Here is an 18074-nt window from a genome sequence, read left to right on the forward strand (position 1 = left end):
GAGTTCCCTATCGTAACCATGTTCAAAACACAATGCGGCCGCGATTACTGCGGCTTTTTCCAGTTCATGAGCAGGCTAACCGGAAGTTTAGATTCAGAACAGTCACAACAAACAGCGGCAAGGCAATCAATAGCTAGATTCTGTATATAGGAGAGGAAACCATGATGATACTTGAAACGTCCAGACTATACTTAAGACATTATATAAATGAGGATATTCATGCGCTGCACCCCATGTTTTCAGACCCGGAAACGATGAAGTTTTATCCCTCTCACTTTAGTTTTGATCAAACCCAACAATGGATTTCGAGAAATATGACGAGATACGATAAGGATGGGTTTGGACTTTGGGCTGTATGCTTGAAGGAGACCGACGAATGTATTGGCGACTGTGGTCTTGTTAAACAGCAAATAAACGATAAAACAGAAATTGAGATTGGTTACCACATCAGCAAGGGGCATTGGTCAAAAGGGTATGCATCGGAGGCGGCATTAGCTTGCAAGGAGTATGGGTTTTACCAAATCGGTTTGAGCAGATTGATCAGCATCATAGCCCCGGGAAATATTGCATCTATTCGTGTGGCAGAGAAGATCGGGTTCAGTAAAGAAGAAGAAGCTATTGTATTCAATAGAAATCACTATATTTATTCAGGTGTAAAAGGTAATGAAAACGCATAATTAAAAATTTTTTTATTAATTATTGATAAAATTATAAATTATACATTCAAAAAATGGGGTGCTATACTAGGGTACAAATATCATGTTACGAATCATTACATGGAGGGGGATCACGACAAAGCAGACTGCGCGTATATGCTTCTTCCAGGAAATACGGAGATGAGGACACCTTATGGAACTTGTATATCGTTATATCGAAGAACATCAGGACATGTACGTGAACTGGCTGCAGGATTTATGTAAAATCCCAAGCGTCTCCACCCAGAACAGAGGGATCGAGGAAGCGTCCCGGATGGTCATGGCGTATTTGCAGCAGTTAGGTGGTTCCACAGAAATTATCGAAACGAAGGGTCACCCGGTCGTTTATGGTCATTTATTTTCAGGAAATAAGAAAACGATTTCATTTTATAACCATTACGATGTCCAGCCTGAGGATCCTATTGAACTATGGCGGTGCGATCCGTTTGCGGCTGAAATTCAGGGTGATGTGCTGACGGCCAGGGGTTCCGCGGATAATAAGGGTGCGCTTATGGCACGTATTTGTGCTATTCATGCCTACCAGCAGGTGTACGGCGAGCTTCCTATTAATATCAAATTCATTGTCGAAGGGGAGGAAGAGAGGGGCAGCCTTAATTTACCGGAATTTATTGAGAAGCATCCTGATAAGGTGAAGGCTGATTTGTGCATCTGGGAAAATGGGATTATTTATTCAGATAAAAGCATTGAGCTCAAGTTGGGGACCAAAGGGATTCTTTATATTGAACTGGTCGTCAAAGGTACCAACTCGGATATGCACTCCCTGAATGCGGCAGTTGTCGTGAACCCCGCTTGGCGATTGGTATGGGCACTCAGTACCTTGAAAAATCAGGAAGAACAGATCTTAATAGATAACTTCTATGATCGGGTATTGCCGATGTCCGATGCAGAGCGCACGATTCTCGCAACAATGGATTACCCCGAAGAGGAAACGCTGCAAAGATACGGAATCAATCATTTTTTATTGAATCTGACCGATATGCCACTTAAGGAAAAGCTGATCTTTCAACCGACGTGCAATATATGCGGGATCTACTCCGGCTACTCAGGGGAAGGCTCCAAAACGGTTTTACCTTCGGAGGCAAGAGCCAAGCTTGATTTTCGTCTCGTTCCTGATCAAGATCCCGAGGAGATTGTGCGGCTGCTAAGAGCGCATCTGGACCGTCACGGCTTTGAGGACATTGAGATTGTGGCCAGAAAGGGGACGCGGGCGGCCAAAACCGATCCCACCCATCCACTCGTTCAGAAAGTCATGCAGGCAGCGGAGAAAGTAAGCGGTAAAGCTCCCCAGAAGGTTTTGATGAATCCGGGTTCTGGACCGATGTACCAGCTGTGCCAGCAGTTTGGTATCCCGACGATTGGTTTTGGAGTGGGGAATGGAGATTCCAGGAAACATGCTCCTAATGAAAATATTTTGGTCAGTGATTATATTTATGGTATAAAGATGGTTGCTGCGGTTATTCATGAATTTGTTGAAAAGCCCGGTGAATAAGTCCCGCTGCGCGGCCAAATATCCCTCCGAGAAAATGCTTACGAAGCTAGTTTGCAAGCAAACTCTTAGCTGTTGTTTCTGTATTTGACGCTTCTCCAGGATCATTTGGCCGCTCCGCTCATTATTCACCGGACTTTTATATCGTTTACATTTTATGAGGGGGAAATTTCATGAAAAAGACAGCATTACTGCTAGTATTAGCGTTCGTTCTTCTCATATCTGCCTGTAGCAGCGGCGCTCCGTCCGCCGGGGAAAATGCCAATGTGCCCAAGGATCTGATTGTTGCTCTGGGCTCTGAACCGGTTACTTTGGATCCGCAGGATACAAGCGACGGGATATCCAATAATGCCAACGAGCTTTTATTCGACAAGCTGGTTACGTTGGATAAAACGAACAATATTGTTCCTCAATTGGCCAAAGACTGGATTGTATCGGCAGATGGCAAGAAAATTACATTCACACTTCGTGAAGGAGCCAAATTTCAGGATGGTACTCCAGTCAATGCAGAAGCGGTGAAGTTCACCTTTGACCGGGTTATCAATAAGGATAATAAGCTGAATCGTTATTCGTTATATGCAGAGTTTATCGATAAAGTTACCGTGGATAGCGAGTATAAGGTGAGCTTTGATTTGAAATTTCCTTTTGGTCCGGCACTGATTACCTTTGCTCATACAAACGGCGGAATTCACAGCCCTAAGAATGTCAAGGAAAAAGGTAAAGACGTCGGTAAATCTCCAGTGGGCTCCGGCCCCTACAAACTGAAGGAATGGATTCCCGGCAACAAAGTCGTATTTGAAGCAAACCCCGATTATTGGGGAGATAAGCCCAAGATGAAGACCATTACGTTTAAAACTGTTGCCGAAAATTCCGCACGTTCCATCATGCTGGAAACTGGTGAAGCGGATATCATCGTACCGGTTGTGACTACCGATGTGGAGCGTCTGAAAACCAACGATAAAATTAAAATCAATGTGGAGCCAAGCTCCCGAAACTTATATATGTCGATTAATACGACACGTGCGCCATTTGATAATGTGAAGGCCCGTCAAGCGTTGAACTATGCAGTGGATAAGGAAACGATTGTTAAGAAAATCATGTCCGGTCAGGCAAAAGTAGCCGATGCAGCAATCGGAGATATGGTGTGGGGGTATTCTTCGGTTGGAGCGTATCCATTTGATCCCGAAAAAGCAAAGCAGCTGTTGGCTGAAGCGGGAGTAGCACCAGGAACAACGATTAAATTATGGACACCGGACGGACGTTATTTAATGGATCGTCAAATTGCTGAGTACATTCAAGGCAATCTGCAAGCGGTAGGACTGAAAGTGGAATACCGTAAATGGGAATTTGGTGCTTTCCAGGAAGCGACGCGGGATCCGAAGGCAGAATTTAACTTGGCCTTGAACAGCTGGGGTACTTCAACGAACGATGCGGATTGGGGCCTAAGACCGATCCTGGCAACAAAAGGCGCGAGCAACTATTCCAAGCTGGCTAATCCAGATGTAGATGCTTTAATCGATAAAGGGATGAAATCAGCCAATCCGGATGAGCGTAAAAAGGTTTATAATGATGCGCTCAAATTGATCAAAGACCAGGCCCCGTGGATCTTCCTGCTGGATTACAAACAAACTACAGGCTATAGAAGCAATCTGGACAATGTATATAACTGGAATAATGAACGTCTCATCCTTCGCGATGTTGTAAAAAAATAACAAAAGGCTTAGCAGATCAGGGGGAGCATATCCCCCTATTTTTGTAAAGGAGGCATCCGGTTGTTTAGTTATATCATAAAACGTGTGCTGCAGATGATTCCTACCTTGATTGGTGTATCCATTCTAGTATTTATTCTCATTCACGCCGTCCCTGGAGATCCTGCCCGGCTTGTTGCCGGAAATGATGCCACCGAAGAGGATGTTGCGCTTGTTCGTGATCGTTTGGGATTGAATGAGCCTTTGTATGCGCAGTACGGAGCCTATCTGGTCAACCTGGCCAAAGGCGACCTCGGGACATCGCTGCGCTCCAACAGGCCTGTGATGACCGAAATTCTTACCCGTTTTCCAACGACGATTATGCTGACCCTGATGGCTATTGTCATCATGATTATTGTAGGTCTGTTTGCCGGCATTTTCTCCGCCACCAAGCCTAACAGCTTGAGAGATAATGCGACCATGATGTTTTCGCTATTTGGCATTTCCATGCCGGTGTTCTGGCTGGGTCTTATGCTCATTTTGATTTTCTCCTATTACCTTCGAGTCCTGCCCTCCGGCGGCAGTGACAGCTTTAAGTATTTTATTCTCCCTGCGCTGGCTATCGGACTTTCTTCTTCCGCGATTTTGGCCCGTCTTACACGGTCTTCCGTGCTGGAAGTCATTCACCAGGACTTTGTACGAACGGCCCGTGCGAAGGGAGTTAAGGAGAACCTGGTCATTTATAAGCACACTTTAAAAAATGCACTCATCCCGATTATTACCATCATTGGCTTGGAATTTGGTCATTTATTGGGTGGAGCCGTTCTTGCAGAAACCGTATTTTCCATGAACGGGCTTGGGCGATATGTGATTCAATCGATTCAATTCCGCGATTATCCGGCGATTCAGGGAACTGTACTGTTTATCGCTACTATATTTGTCATTGTCAACCTGATCGTCGACCTATGCTACAGTCTTGTAGACCCCAGGGTGAGATATGATTAAGGAAGGAGCCATTTCATGAGTCAGTCAGCATCGGCATCACAAGCAAAAAGCAATCCATTTGAGCAATCCTATACGCCGCGAACACCTGTACAGATGATGGTAAGCCGATTCAAAAAAAATAAAAGGGCCATGGTCGGGCTGTGGATGGTCGTGATTTTCGTCATCGTAGCCCTGTTTGCGCGCTTTATTGCGCCCTATGATCCGTTCGTTCAAAACATGGAGATTATGCTGGAGCCTCCGACTTGGAGTCATCCGTTTGGTAATGACGAGTTTGGACGGGATATTTTATCAAGAGTTATTTATGGTGCTCAAATTTCGTTGATGATCGGTATTGTCGGCGTATTGATTTCTGTTGTATTCGGTGTAGCGCTTGGGACGATTTCCGGTTACTTCGGCGGGCTCGTTGATACTTTGATTATGCGTGTCATGGATATTTTCATGGCTTTCCCGAGCTTTCTGCTGGCGCTGGCGATCGTTAGCGTATTGGGCCCCAGCATGGTCAACGTGATGATTGCGATTGGTATCTTTTCAGTGCCGACCTTCTCGCGTATTTCCAGAAGCGCCGTCATTTCCGTGAAAAATAAAGAATACATTGAAGCCGCCAAAGCGATGGGTGCCACGAATGCGCTCATTATATTCAAACACGTCATCCCCAACAGTATTGCTCCGATTATTGTTCTTTCCACATTGCGCATCGCCACGGCGATTTTGACGGCATCCGGGCTAAGCTTTCTGGGTATGGGCGCACAGCCTCCTTCACCGGAATGGGGAGCTATGTTGAGTACTGGACGCGAATATTTGCGGACAGCTCCTCACGTCAGCACCATTCCAGGGCTGGCAATTATGTTCATGGTACTTGCGTTTAACATGCTGGGGGACGGTTTGCGTGACGCTCTGGATCCTAAGATGAAGTTATAACCTCTGTTTGCTTGAAGGTGAAATGAAATCAATCTGTGATGCGGGAGGTCAGACATTGAAGAACAAGCTGCTGGAGATTAAAGAGCTCAAAACGTACTTTTATTCCGATGAAGGTGTAGTTCCGGCTGTAGATGGTGTGGACATCACGATATATGAGGGAGAAACGGTTGGTATCGTCGGTGAGTCCGGCTGCGGAAAAAGTGTAACCTCACTAACCACAATGAGGCTTACTCCAGGCAAAGTCGTTGGAGGCTCCATCGAATTTAATGGAAAAGATTTATTGTCTCTACCGGAAGCGGAGATGAGAGGGATTCGCGGCAACGAAATGGCCATGATCTTTCAGGAACCGATGACTTCGTTAAACCCGGTGTTCACGATAGGTCAGCAGATCGGTGAATCAGTGGAAATCCATTTGAAATATAGTAAGCAAAAGGCAAGGGAACACGCTATTGAGATGCTCAAATTAGTAGGCATGGCGAGACCGGAGCAAATCGTCGATGATTACCCGCATCAGCTATCAGGCGGTATGAGGCAGCGTGTCATGATTGCCATGGCCATGTCGTGCCAGCCCAAGCTGCTCATCGCCGATGAGCCGACCACTGCCCTGGACGTCACGATTCAGGCGCAAATATTGGATTTGATGAGAAAATTAAGAGCAGAACAAAACACGGCCATTATGATGATCACGCATGATTTGGGTGTGGTCGCTGAGATGTGCGACCGTGTCGTGGTTATGTACAGCGGGAAAGTGGTGGAGGAAGGGGATGTCATCACGATCTTCACCAATCCCAAGCACCCCTATACGCAAGGGTTAATGAAATCCATACCGACCTTGGATGCGGAAGAAAAAAGATTGTATTCGATCCACGGTAATGTACCGATTCCGGGCAGCTTGCGCAAAGGCTGTTCGTTTGCCCCTCGATGTGAATTTGCCATGGACAAATGCCGCCAAGACGCACCATTGCTGGAGGAAGTCGAAACAGGACATTACAGCCGCTGCTGGCTTCATTCATACAATCAGGGGGAGACCCGAGATGAAAAAACCGCTAATTGAAGTCCATAATTTAAAAAAATACTTTCCTATCAAAAAAGGAATTTTCGGTCAAACCGTTAATCATGTTAAAGCCGTAGACGGCTTGAATTTTACAATTTACAAAGGAGAAACGCTCGGCTTGGTGGGAGAAAGCGGCTGTGGAAAGTCGACTACGGGACGAACGATTCTTCAATTACTGGAACCAACCGAAGGCGAAGTTCTATACGAGGGGAAAAACCTGGTTGGCATGAAACCGCAGGAATTAAGAAAGCTGCGTAAAGATTTACAAATTATTTTTCAGGACCCTTATGCATCGTTGGACCCGCGTTTGACTGTAGGCGACATTATCGCAGAACCCTTACAGATTCATAAAATCGCCGCAGGAAAAGAAATGGACCAACGGGTTGAGGAACTGCTTAATGTCGTAGGTTTAAGCAGCTACCATGCCAAACGGTATGCGCATGAATTCAGCGGCGGGCAGCGTCAGCGGATCGGAATCGCACGGGCCTTGGCCTTGAACCCCAAGCTGATCGTAGCGGATGAGCCTGTATCTGCACTCGATGTATCCATTCAATCTCAGGTGATCAACCTGCTTCAGGATTTGCAGGAGCAGTTTCAATTAACGTACTTATTTATTGCCCATGATTTGAGTGTCGTTAAACATATCAGCGATCGGATCGGCGTGATGTATTTAGGCAGAATTGTCGAGCTTTCCGATAAGAACGAATTATTTAATGACCCTAAGCATCCTTACACGAAAGCTTTGTTGTCTGCCGTACCCATTCCAAATCCTTTAATCAAGAAGGAAAGAATTGTACTGCAAGGGGATGTCCCGAGCCCTGCCAATCCACCATCCGGCTGTACGTTTCATCCAAGGTGCAGCGAGTGTATGGCGATTTGTCGGACAGATAAGCCGGAGCTCAAGGAAGTTAATGGCCAGTATGTTGCGTGTCATTTATATCATTAATTAATGAAAATGTCCTCTGGAGGTAGTGAATGTGAGTAAGTCCAAATCGAACATATATGCTTCCGTGGATAGTCTGCGGGACTCTATAATTGGAATCAATGATTTTATCCATGATCATCCTGAATTAGGTAACAATGAGTTTCAAGCGGTGGAATTGTTAACCCGCACCTTAGCTTCCCATCATTTCCGGGTGGAGCAAGGGATTGCCGGATTGCCAACAGCCTTTAGAGCGACTTATGCCAATCAGGCAGGCGGACCGACCATTGGTTTACTGTGCGAATACGATGCTTTGGAAGGATTAGGGCACGGCTGCGGGCATAATTTGCAAGCCTCTTCTATTGTAGGCGCAGCCATTGCGCTTTCGCAAAATTTGGGTGATATACCCGCGACGATTGTCGTCTATGGCACTCCTGCTGAAGAAACGACCAGTGGTAAATTGCCTATGATCAAAGCCGGCATTTTTGATGATATGGACGTAGCCTTAATGATGCATGGAGGCGACCGTACTACGGTAGACGGCAAATCGCTTGCGATGAATTTGATTGATTTCATATTCGAAGGAAAAGCTGCGCATGCTGCGGTAGCTCCGGAGAAAGGAATTAGTGCTCTCGACGGGGTGTTGATGACGTTTAATGCCATTGAATATTTACGTGAGCATGTTCGCTCAGACGTTAAGATGCATGGGGTCATTACGAATGGAGGCATTGCGGCCAATATTGTGCCTGACTTGGCTACGGCTCAGTTTTATGTGCGGGCAGCGGACCGTCCCTACCTGGATACCGTCCTGGAGCGGGTGTATAATGCGGCACGTGGAGCGGCTCTTGCCACAGGCAGCAAATTAACGATTAAAGAAGTGAAGCGATGCGAAAATAAAGTCAACGTGGACAGATTGAATCAAGTCTTATTGAAAAACGCTGAAGAAGCAGGTATTAAGGAGATATCTCCTCCCAGAACGAGCACTGGCTCTACTGATTTTGGCAATGTGACGTATATAGTTCCCGGCGCTTGCCTGCGTGTCGCTTTTGTTCCTTTCGGTACGGCCAGTCATTCTACCGAATGGGTAGAAGCCGGAACGAGTGAAGCAGGGCATAAGGCTGTCATCTTAGCGGCGAAGGCGCTTGCCTGCTCTGCCTATGATTTAATTACGGTTCCTAACCTGCTTCATGAGGTGAAGGAAGAATTCGATACAGCCAAAAGTGCATTTATGAGCAGCTTATAGCATGAACAAAAAAGAGACAGAAGCGATGTTGATCATCATCCTTTTGTCTCTTTTTCATGATTACGACCTATCAACTCATGAAGATTTAACGATTTGATATGGTTGATAAATTCATTGACCAGATTGATTTCCAAAGATGGTTCCTTGTAAATGAGCCATGTTTTCCTAACCAGGGGCTGTCCGCTTCGGAAAGTCATCAGATACTTATGGAAAGTATCCTGAGGATGTAAGCAGAGCTGGGGAACGATGGAATAACCAAGCCCATGTGTGACCAGCTGCTTACACGTTTCATAGTTGCTGACGTTCATTGTAATATGCGGAGGAGCGTTATACCGATCCTTCCACCACCCGTCGATGGCTTCCAGAAGTAAAGTGTCGGGTTTATAGCCGAACTTATTCAGTGGAGGCGTATTGGTTCGATAACTAATCCGGGGTAGCGTGGGCAGCTGCTCCAGGTCGATTTCATTGTTGGAAATGATATAAAAAGGGTCTTCACTCATCAAATATTTTTGATCAATCCAGTTGAACTCTCCTCTGACAATACCGACATGAAGGCCGCCGTTTTCGAGAGCCTGAAAGATCTCCTGGTTCGTGCTCGTATTGAGAAATATTTCGGTTTTGGGATATAGCTTAAGAAACTGTTGAAGAATCGGCGCAAGCCTGTATTGTGTAAAATGGCTGGAAACCCCAAGCCGCAGCGTTCCCTGAACCTCGCTCTTTAAGTTAATAATGAATTCTTTAAACCGTTGGTGCTCTTGCAACGATTTTCTGGCGTAGTCAACAAGATGTTTGCCTTCTGAGGTGAACTTGATGTTCTTGCCTACCTTTTGAACGATTTGCAATTGATATTGCTTTTCCAGCTGCCGGATTCTATACGTTAGGGCTGGTTGGGTAATGTAAAGACGCTCCGCTGCCTTGGACAAATTTTGTTCCTCAAATATAATGAGTAAAACCTTACAGTCTTTCTCGTCCACCACGCAACCCCTCTAACGGTTTAATCTGAGCAAGCCAAAGCAAATGGGATGTTATCCTTGTATTATACTGCTGATCTCCATGCTTTCCAATCTAACTGGAGTCGAAAGCTCGGTGTCGAAAATGAATCATCGGCATGGGATCAACAGGTTAGTTCCCTTCCAACTGGATTATCGTAAAAGCGACCTCGCGTCCATTCACCAGCAGGGCAATCCGATGCTCCCCCGGATAATGACGACGGGTTGTAAGGTCCGACCAACGGTGAGTTCGAGTGCCGTTCAGCGAGGTGCCGCCAGGCACTGTTTTATCGGACAGCAGGAACGATTTGCGTGAGCTGCGTCCGCTAGCCTTTACAAAATCGATTCCGTATTCAATACGGACATGAGCGGGTTCGCCTTCCCGGATCCGCAGCTCATACCGCAGCTCACAGGCTCCACCAATTGACAGCACAGACGGTTCTGCTGTGAATGCCTCGCTGCTTGTAAGTGCCTCGGACTCTGTTGCTTCCGCATATCCAAAAAGTGTCATCACCTCGGGATCTGCTTTACGAATCAAGGTTCTGCAGCCGTGTCGCACAATCCAGTCTGTATTCGGATCGACGCCCCTCCAGCGTCGGGCGGTATCGAGTACAACGGAGGGATGATCCTTGGCAATATCGTTCAGGTTATTGGCAACGCTTTTGCGCACATAAAGCGAAGGATCTGCCTTTAGCAGCTCCAACACCCGCAGCACGGGAGCCGGGTCGCGTTTGAACATCGGGAGTGCTTGTCCCCACGGCAGACGTGGCCGACAGCCCTCGCTCGCAAGCCGCCTTACATGCTCATTTGGAGACTTAGACCATACCTCCATTTGGGCCATCATTTTCTGGGGCTCACGGAGCAGGAACGGTCTTACAGCAAACTCCGCTGATGATTTTGGCGTAAAGCGTTCCAGTGCTTTCATGGAAAGCGCCCAGTGTTCCTCCGCCTGACCATACACCTCCACGAAATCGGGAAAGAACAAATACGGAAAACCGACACAGGTCTCGTCGATTGCAAACAGGATGTTTAATGCTTCTTCGTACCGTTCCGGCAGATGCGCCCCAAGTGTCTGGGTGATCCGCCGCATCCGGGCTTTCAACTCCAGCCCATCCCATGTATCGTCAATCGCCGCAGCAATGAAACCTTCTGTATGGAAAGCCTCGTATACGGTACGTACTTTCTCACCAAAGCTGCGCAAAAACTGTTCATTGTACATGGCTTTTAAAGGTTCTCCCATTATGTATCTCCTCCTTCTGTTAACCATTATAACGGATCGCTCCCGGCGTTTCACTGTGCTTCTGGTGAAATCATCATATCTCTTTGCAAATGAGTGTAGTGGATAATGTACGAAAAAAAACCTTTGGAGCAGTACCCCAAAGGTGGATAGAAATTGAATTGCTTCACGACTTTTAAACTTAAAGTGCCATAAAACTAAAATAAACGACGCACAATAGCCCCGTAGGTAAATTTTAACTAGAGTTGATTTTTTTCAAAGTTCAACTAGAAATAGAACTGTAATCGCTGTCTATAATATTAGGATAACATACGGAAAAGAAACAGTCTAGTCTTTTTTTCCATTTTACTTTATATTTTACATGTTGCTTCGATTAGATCGTAAGTTTGCAAGCAGATCTCAGAACGAAAAGAGCTGGAGGTGCTCATGTTTTCCTTAACGTTAGCCCGCAAAGGTTATCTAAATCAACTGCAGTACCGGAGAGCGCACTTGCTTCGCATGCTCGCCAGTGTCGCGATCGGATACGTATACATGTCGATCTGGGCTGGTATCAGCCATGACCAATCACTTGGCGAATACGGGCTGCAGGGTATGCTCAGCTATATTGCATTCAATCAAGCCTGTATCTGGATTTTATTCCCGACAGCAGGTTTGGGAATTGACGGTATGGTTCGAACGGGACAGATCGCTCACGAGCTGATGAGGCCAATGCCGTTCTTCTGGTATTTACTCAGCCGGGAGTGGGGACAGTTGATCTATCAGTTTCTCTACAGTACCGTGCCGATCTATCTCATCTATGTTATTTTTCTGCAGATTCAAATTCCTCAGCATCCGCTAACCTGGCTGTGGACCCTCATAGCCCTCATGTTATCCGCTTATATCGCCCTATGTATTTCCTACTTGGTTGGAATCACAGCCTTGTGGACCACCGAGTCACGTTGGCTATGGCATGTGCATCATGCACTGAATATGCTGCTCTCCGGTTTTTTCATTCCTGTAGCCTGGCTGCCCGGATGGCTTAAGACCATCAGCCTGCTCTCCCCTTACCCTTGTCTGCAATATTATCCAGCGCGAATTTATCTTGAATTGGATCCGGTTACGGTTCTCGTCAATTCCCTGATCTGGTGCTGCTTGCTAACAACTGCAGCGATACTTATGACTCATACGATGCGTCGCAAGGTGGAGGTGCAGGGCGGATGAGCTGGATACAATTGTATGCCCGGATGGCGGGAGCAAGCCTTCGCGGACAAATGCAGTATAAATTCAATTTTATTTTTTCCTCGATGATGGCGTTATTCATGTTCTCTCTGGAATTTCTTACTGTGGTCACCGTCATTTATCGGTTCAATGGTATTCAAGGCTGGGGCGTGTACGAGATTGGGTATCTGTTTACCATCATGATGTTCACCAGAGCCTTTTACCGGATATTGGCCTCGGAAGTTAACGGCTTTGAAAAATATCTGGTACAGGGCCTGCTCGATGGACTATTGATTCGTCCGGCGCCCGTGCTGCTGGTGCTGATGACGCGGAATTTTCGCCCGATGCTCGGTGAACTGATTCTTGGCACGATTCTGGTTAGTATTTGTCTCCATCATCTGATGGCGAGCGGTCAGGTGACCTGGTGGGCGATCCCGTTAACCGGCGTGGTTGTGGCGAGCGGGACGATGATTACGTTTTCGATCGGCTTGGCGACAGCGGCGGTAGGCTTCTGGACGCATCGGATCGATGATTTACAGCGGATCACAGACAATGCAGGCACGATTGCCGGGCAGTATCCCCTAACTATTTATCCGCAATGGATGCGCGTTGTTCTACTGACGATTGTACCGATGGGCTTTACTGCTTATGTACCATCACTGTACGTGATTCGTGGCGAGCAGGGACCTTGGGTAGTGGTGGTTACCTTATTGGTAGCGATCCTGCTGCTGCTTGCGGCGCTGCGGTTGTGGCGGTACGGGATTTCTCATTATCAAAGCACGGGTACCTGACAGACGGATTCAGTGGATTTTTAAAAGGAGGAGACCTATGATTATTGCCAAAAGCTTGCACAAAACGTTCCGAATTCCAGTCGTCAAGCAAGGTCGATTGCAGGGGCTAAGAACGTTACTTACGCGGGATTACCGCTTGGTTGAGGCGGTGAAGGATATCAGCTTCGAGATTCCAAAAGGTGAATTTGTCGGTTATATCGGGCCAAACGGGGCAGGGAAATCGACCACGATCAAAATGCTCTGCGGCATTCTGCATCCCACCTCAGGTGAAGTAACGATTAACGGACGCAGTCCGCAAAAGAATCGGATGGAGCTGGTCAGGCAGCTCGGGGTGGTGTTTGGTCAGCGTACTCAGCTGTGGTGGGATCTTCCGGTCAAGGATTCGATCGAGATCCTCGCATCGCTGTATAAGATCGGTAAACCAGCATACAGACGCCAGTTGGGTAAGCTGAGTGAGGTCTTGAATCTGCGCGATTTTCTCGACACACCGGTACGGAAGCTGTCCCTTGGCCAGCGAATGCGGGCTGATCTGGCGGCGTCTCTGCTCCACGACCCCGAATTATTGTTTCTGGATGAACCGACGATCGGATTGGATGTTCTCGCCAAAAAGCAAATTCGTGAGCACCTGCGGCTGTTAAATCGGGAATTGAACAAAACGATTTTGCTAACCACACACGATATGGACGATATTGAGCAGCTATGCAGCCGAGTCATCGTTATTAATCATGGTCAGGCGATCTATGATGGAACGCTGGAGCAGCTGAGGGGTAGAATCGGGCTTCCAACGCGGATGAAAATAACGTTTCGTGAAGCGATTAAACAACCATCGGCCCACACATCTTCTTTTGAGATTCAGATGATTGATTCGCGTATGATGTCCGTAGCCTGCAATCGGCAGGAAACAACAGCGATGGAGGTGCTTCAGGCGATGAGTGCCTGGGGTGTTATCGAGGACGTGCACATGGAGGAGCCAGACTTTGAAGAGGTCATCCACCGTGTGTACGGATAGAAGCGACAATTAACGTGTCAAATGGTTAGTAACCTAAATCTAAACTGGAGAGGTGGAACTCAATATGTTTCCCGATATTACACAGCACCCCGAATGGCTGCGAGGACAGACATTAGCCTGGTGCAATCGACTTGCTGAGCAGACTGGTAAATACGAGTACCCGTGGACAACGATCGTTGAAGGGGAGACTGCGGAGGATATCTTCAGTGAGGAACTGGCGAAGCTGGTGCGCGGTAAGGTTCTCGAGGTAGGCTGCGGTCATGGAGCTTTTGCGAATCGATGGGCGAGCCAGGCTGATGAGGTCGTTGGTTATGATATGACGGACGGCTTTTTACGTACAGCGGAACAGAACCGTAAACCGAACGTCTCATTTGTTCTGGGAAATACCCATGATGGCTTGCCCTTCAAGGATAATGAATTTGATCTTGCTTATACCAAAAAAGGTCCAACCAGCTGGTATCCCGAAGCAAATCGAATTCTCAAACCACGAGGTGATGTGCTATCTCTGCATCCTGGCGATGGAAATGGTGAAGGTATCGAGCTGGGGAGCTATTTCCCCGGGCTGTTTGCGCCACCGCAGCAAGGAACACCGATTCTGGATAAAATCAACCTCATGCTTTCACAAAGCAAGCTCGATGTGCTCTCTATTCGTAGATTACGCGAAACGACGTACCTGCCAACAGTGGAGGATGTGCTCCAAATCATCGGATTCGGGCAAACCGAGGGCTTCAATCAATTCGTACAAGACAGCTGCATGGAAGGGATCCGTCGCCAGTTTGAGCTGAACCGAAGTCAACAAGGATTGAAAACGATCAGCTTTTATTATCTGGTTCAGGCGAAAGGAACCAACTGATCTATAGGAATCTTATAGCGTGGATGAAGCCAGTTGACTACATCGAAGTGGTGCTGCGTGTCAGAGGGATGCGAAATATTGAGGAGGACTCACATGTCAGAGGAAAACGTTCTGCTGAAAGTAAGCCTATATGATGGTAATATCACTGCTTTATTGTTGGAAGCGGGTCAAATATTTAAAGTATTCAACCAGCAGGACTCGGGATGCATTTCCTATGGTATCGAGGCTATGGGCCAACGATGGTTCGTCAAATATGCGGAACGAGCTGAAGCTATTGCTTTTATGCAAAATGCGGAACGACTTCATCGCGCTGTTGCGCATCCGCGGCTCCCCAAGCTGCTCAACTCGATCCATACCTCTGAAGGTTTTGCTCTTGTGTATGAATGGGTAGACGGTGAGGTGCTCGGAACACCGGAATTCCCGGGCAAAGAGGGTAGAAGCTCGCCGCAATCGCCACACTACCGATTCAGGCAGCTGCTTGTACACAAGATAATTGCTGCTTTATCGGCAGTATATGAAGTACACACCTATCTGGAGAGTGAGGGTTTTGTTGCGGTAGATTTTTATGACGGCAGTATGATTTACGATTTCGATCGGGATGAGCTGCACTTGTGCGATTTGGATTGCTACGCACAAGGTGCTTTTACACTGGAGATGGATCGTTTATATGGCTCAAGCCGGTTTATGGCACCGGAGGAATTCGTGAAGGGAAGCCGGATTGACCACCTTACTAACGTGTTCACAATGGGAGCTGCCGCATTCGTCTTTTTGGCTGATGAGGGCAGTCGGGACTCGAAGGATTGGCTGGCGTCTGAAACTCTGTATCGGATTGCTTGCAAGGCTGCCTCTGCGGATCGAAAAGATCGGTACGGTAGTGTGGCTGCTTTTTACCATGACTGGCTGGAGGCAGCTACTAAGAACTAATAAGGTATTTATGCTGCTAGAAGATGTAGTTCTTCTCCTTTGAAAGGTGTATGATGGGCTTGAAGCAAGTCCATTCTATACCTTAGAAGGAGATGATATGGGATGTTTGATCAATTTGCAAAAGAGCATAATTTGAGTGAGCTATTGGTATCAGCGCAGCAGTTCCAACCGTACCCAAAAGCTGCAGAGCGTGAGTTCTGGGAGAAGCTCCCGCAGGAGGCACGTGCGACCTGGATAGGCTGGGCGGAGGAACGATTGGATTATACATGGCCGGCACTTCCAGCCGTTCGTTATATGGATTATGTGCGTAATGGCAATCGTACGCATTATGAAGAGGCTTATTTTGAAAGAAGAAGAGTATTAGGCGATCTGCTGTTCGGAGAATGTGTCGAGGGTCAGGGCCGATTCTTCGAGCAAATCATGAATGGATTGTGGTGCTTATGTGAGGAATCGTATTGGGTGATTCCCGCTCATATGACGCTGTCCTCCCAGAGTGATGGTTATTCGCTGCCTGATGTCACGGAGCAGGTGATCGATTTATTTGCCGCGGATACGGGTGGTTTACTTGCCTGGGCGACATACTTGTTTAAAGATAAGCTGCAGGCGGAAAGCCCGATGATTCTGAAGCGTATTCGTTATGAGATGAACAGGCGTATATTTGAGCCTTATTTGGAACGCGAGGATTTCTGGTGGATGGGCTATACGCCAAAACGCGTCAACAACTGGAATCCATGGATTCATTCCAATTGTTTGGCAGCTTTTCTGATATTGGAGGAGGATGTGTCAGTCAGGAGCCGCGCTGTAGCGAAAGGCATGCAAAGTCTCGACAGCTTTATGGAGATCTATCATCCTGACGGTGGTTGTGATGAAGGGCCGGGTTATTGGGGGCGGGCAGGCGCATCCCTGTTCGATTGTTTGGAGCTTCTATATGAAGGGTCAGCAGGACGCATCGATTTTTACAAGGAGCCGCTTGTGCAGGAAATGGGCAAATATATTTATCGGGTGCATATTGCCGGTAACGATTTTGTTAACTTTGCCGATGGCGACGCGAGGCTGAGCCTGTCTGCTGATGTGGTATATCGTTATGGAAAAAGAATTGAGGATTCACAAATGAGTGCGCTGGGTGCGTATACGTTTCAGGCTAATGGCATTACGCGTGATCGAATTTTTTCATGTACGAGGATACTTGGGGAGTTCACGAATTACACCGAGCTTACAGGGCAGCGGGCAATGGCACCCTTTGAACGGGATGTATGGCTGAAGGATACCCATATTTTTGTCGCAAGGGAGCACGAGGGGAGCTCGGCTGGACTGTATCTAGCAGCAAAAGGTGGTCACAACGATGAGAACCATAACCATAATGATGTCGGACATTATATTGTCTACTTCAACGGACATCCATTTTTCATTGATGCAGGCACGGAAAGCTACACAGCCAAAACCTTCAGCGAGCGGAGATACGAGATCTGGACGATGCAATCAGGCTACCACAGCTTACCGACTGTGAATGGCGTGGAGCAGCAGGATGGTGAGGCCTACAGGGCGACCGACGTCGAATACGTGAACACAGATTCAGCAGCCAACTTATCCTTGAATCTTACACCTGCATATCCTGAGTCGGCGGGGATCGAATTCTGGAAACGAAGCATCACTTTGCATCGGACACCAGGAGACCAGGCTTATGCTGAGATCAAGGATAGTTTTGAATTGAAAGAGGCATCAGCTGATGTGGTGTTTAACGGCTTGCTGCTTCCAACGCCACAGCTGCTAGAGGATGGACGCATTGAGCTAACGAATGAGCACGGCGAGCGGGTATGGATTCAGTATGCAGCCAATCGACTGCAAGCTGTGGTGGAGACGATCACGGTCAGTGATGCCAGAATGCAGTCCATATGGGGAGACACGTTATATCGGCTGCAGCTTCGTTTGCTGGAGCCTGTGCGGGCCGGAGAAGTCGTTGTAACAATTTCCGAGGCAATCACGGGTACAACTTCTGCTGTGTGAATAAGAAGAGCTTCCAACAGAAAAATATAACAAACGAG

The 18074-nt window shown here is 47.3% G+C and carries 16 protein-coding genes; 14 read left to right on the plus strand and 2 right to left on the minus strand.

Annotated elements, in window-relative coordinates; translation table 11 throughout:
• Positions 1 to 161: 161 nt before the first annotated feature.
• The 8 genes from BK127_RS13650 (at position 162) to BK127_RS13685 (ending at position 9032) form a co-directional block, all read left to right on the plus strand.
• Positions 162 to 677 carry a GNAT family N-acetyltransferase gene (locus BK127_RS13650; protein ID WP_076230811.1) on the plus strand — a complete coding sequence of 172 codons (516 nt, stop codon included), beginning with the start codon at positions 162 to 164 and terminating at the stop codon, positions 675 to 677.
• Positions 678 to 849: 172 nt separating this feature from the next.
• A complete protein-coding gene (locus tag BK127_RS13655; RefSeq protein WP_076230814.1) occupies positions 850 to 2205 on the plus strand; it encodes a M20/M25/M40 family metallo-hydrolase in 1356 nt (451 codons plus the stop codon).
• Positions 2206 to 2375: 170 nt separating this feature from the next.
• Positions 2376 to 3914, plus strand: coding sequence for a glutathione ABC transporter substrate-binding protein (locus BK127_RS13660; protein ID WP_076230817.1), 1539 nt, complete (start codon positions 2376 to 2378; stop codon positions 3912 to 3914).
• A gap of 60 nt (positions 3915 to 3974) precedes the next feature.
• Entirely contained in the window at positions 3975 to 4895 is a 921-nt protein-coding gene (nikB, locus tag BK127_RS13665; RefSeq protein WP_076230820.1) for a nickel ABC transporter permease, read from the plus strand.
• A gap of 15 nt (positions 4896 to 4910) precedes the next feature.
• Positions 4911 to 5813 carry a nickel transporter permease gene (nikC, locus tag BK127_RS13670; RefSeq protein WP_076230823.1) on the plus strand — a complete coding sequence of 301 codons (903 nt, stop codon included), beginning with the start codon at positions 4911 to 4913 and terminating at the stop codon, positions 5811 to 5813.
• Between the two features lie 55 nt (positions 5814 to 5868).
• Positions 5869 to 6867, plus strand: a complete 999-nt coding sequence (locus BK127_RS13675; protein WP_076230826.1) for an ABC transporter ATP-binding protein — start codon at positions 5869 to 5871, stop codon at positions 6865 to 6867.
• Positions 6848 to 7813 (plus strand): ABC transporter ATP-binding protein, encoded by a 966-nt coding sequence (locus tag BK127_RS13680; RefSeq protein ID WP_076230829.1) that lies wholly within the window; start codon positions 6848 to 6850, stop codon positions 7811 to 7813. The genes BK127_RS13675 and BK127_RS13680 overlap by 20 nt, the downstream gene beginning before the upstream one ends.
• A gap of 31 nt (positions 7814 to 7844) precedes the next feature.
• Entirely contained in the window at positions 7845 to 9032 is a 1188-nt protein-coding gene (locus tag BK127_RS13685) for a M20 family metallopeptidase (RefSeq protein ID WP_076230832.1), read from the plus strand.
• A gap of 35 nt (positions 9033 to 9067) precedes the next feature.
• On the opposite strand, the gene BK127_RS13690 is transcribed toward BK127_RS13685, so the two are convergent.
• Positions 9068 to 10006, minus strand: a complete 939-nt coding sequence (locus BK127_RS13690; protein ID WP_076230835.1) for a LysR family transcriptional regulator — start codon at positions 10004 to 10006, stop codon at positions 9068 to 9070.
• A gap of 148 nt (positions 10007 to 10154) precedes the next feature.
• On the minus strand, positions 10155 to 11261 hold the full coding sequence (locus BK127_RS13695; RefSeq protein ID WP_076230838.1) for a DNA alkylation repair protein: 1107 nt from the start codon (positions 11259 to 11261) through the stop codon (positions 10155 to 10157).
• Between the two features lie 423 nt (positions 11262 to 11684).
• On the opposite strand from BK127_RS13695, the gene BK127_RS13700 reads away from it, so the two are divergent.
• The 6 genes from BK127_RS13700 to BK127_RS13725 all read left to right on the plus strand — a co-directional run bounded on the left by BK127_RS13700 (position 11685) and on the right by BK127_RS13725 (position 18036).
• Entirely contained in the window at positions 11685 to 12458 is a 774-nt protein-coding gene (locus tag BK127_RS13700) for an ABC transporter permease (protein WP_076230840.1), read from the plus strand.
• Positions 12455 to 13246 (plus strand): ABC transporter permease, encoded by a 792-nt coding sequence (locus BK127_RS13705; RefSeq protein WP_076230843.1) that lies wholly within the window; start codon positions 12455 to 12457, stop codon positions 13244 to 13246. Before BK127_RS13700 ends, BK127_RS13705 begins: the two co-directional genes overlap by 4 nt.
• A 37-nt stretch (positions 13247 to 13283) precedes the next feature.
• Positions 13284 to 14255 carry an ABC transporter ATP-binding protein gene (locus tag BK127_RS13710; RefSeq protein WP_076230845.1) on the plus strand — a complete coding sequence of 324 codons (972 nt, stop codon included), beginning with the start codon at positions 13284 to 13286 and terminating at the stop codon, positions 14253 to 14255.
• Positions 14256 to 14319: 64 nt separating this feature from the next.
• Positions 14320 to 15108, plus strand: coding sequence for a class I SAM-dependent methyltransferase (locus tag BK127_RS13715; protein WP_076230848.1), 789 nt, complete (start codon positions 14320 to 14322; stop codon positions 15106 to 15108).
• A 93-nt stretch (positions 15109 to 15201) separates the two neighbouring features.
• Entirely contained in the window at positions 15202 to 16032 is an 831-nt protein-coding gene (locus BK127_RS13720; RefSeq protein WP_076230850.1) for a protein kinase family protein, read from the plus strand.
• Positions 16033 to 16134: 102 nt separating this feature from the next.
• Positions 16135 to 18036 (plus strand): heparinase II/III domain-containing protein, encoded by a 1902-nt coding sequence (locus BK127_RS13725; RefSeq protein ID WP_076230853.1) that lies wholly within the window; start codon positions 16135 to 16137, stop codon positions 18034 to 18036.
• The last annotated feature ends 38 nt before the right edge of the window (positions 18037 to 18074 follow it).

The organism is Paenibacillus sp. FSL H7-0331 (genome assembly GCF_001956045.1).

Bases quoted from the DNA above. Each gene is read 5' to 3' on its own strand.
- BK127_RS13695 (WP_076230838.1), bottom strand. From the start codon at position 11,261: ATGGGAGAACCTTTAAAAGCCATGTACAATGAACAGTTTTTGCGCAGC.
- BK127_RS13655 (WP_076230814.1), top strand. From the start codon at position 850: ATGGAACTTGTATATCGTTATATCGAAGAACATCAGGACATGTACGTG.
- BK127_RS13715 (WP_076230848.1), top strand. From the start codon at position 14,320: ATGTTTCCCGATATTACACAGCACCCCGAATGGCTGCGAGGACAGACA.
- BK127_RS13680 (WP_076230829.1), top strand. From the start codon at position 6,848: ATGAAAAAACCGCTAATTGAAGTCCATAATTTAAAAAAATACTTTCCT.
- BK127_RS13705 (WP_076230843.1), top strand. From the start codon at position 12,455: ATGAGCTGGATACAATTGTATGCCCGGATGGCGGGAGCAAGCCTTCGC.
- BK127_RS13720 (WP_076230850.1), top strand. From the start codon at position 15,202: ATGTCAGAGGAAAACGTTCTGCTGAAAGTAAGCCTATATGATGGTAAT.
- nikC (WP_076230823.1), top strand. From the start codon at position 4,911: ATGAGTCAGTCAGCATCGGCATCACAAGCAAAAAGCAATCCATTTGAG.
- BK127_RS13660 (WP_076230817.1), top strand. From the start codon at position 2,376: ATGAAAAAGACAGCATTACTGCTAGTATTAGCGTTCGTTCTTCTCATA.
- BK127_RS13725 (WP_076230853.1), top strand. From the start codon at position 16,135: ATGTTTGATCAATTTGCAAAAGAGCATAATTTGAGTGAGCTATTGGTA.
- BK127_RS13700 (WP_076230840.1), top strand. From the start codon at position 11,685: ATGTTTTCCTTAACGTTAGCCCGCAAAGGTTATCTAAATCAACTGCAG.
- BK127_RS13710 (WP_076230845.1), top strand. From the start codon at position 13,284: ATGATTATTGCCAAAAGCTTGCACAAAACGTTCCGAATTCCAGTCGTC.
- BK127_RS13650 (WP_076230811.1), top strand. From the start codon at position 162: ATGATGATACTTGAAACGTCCAGACTATACTTAAGACATTATATAAAT.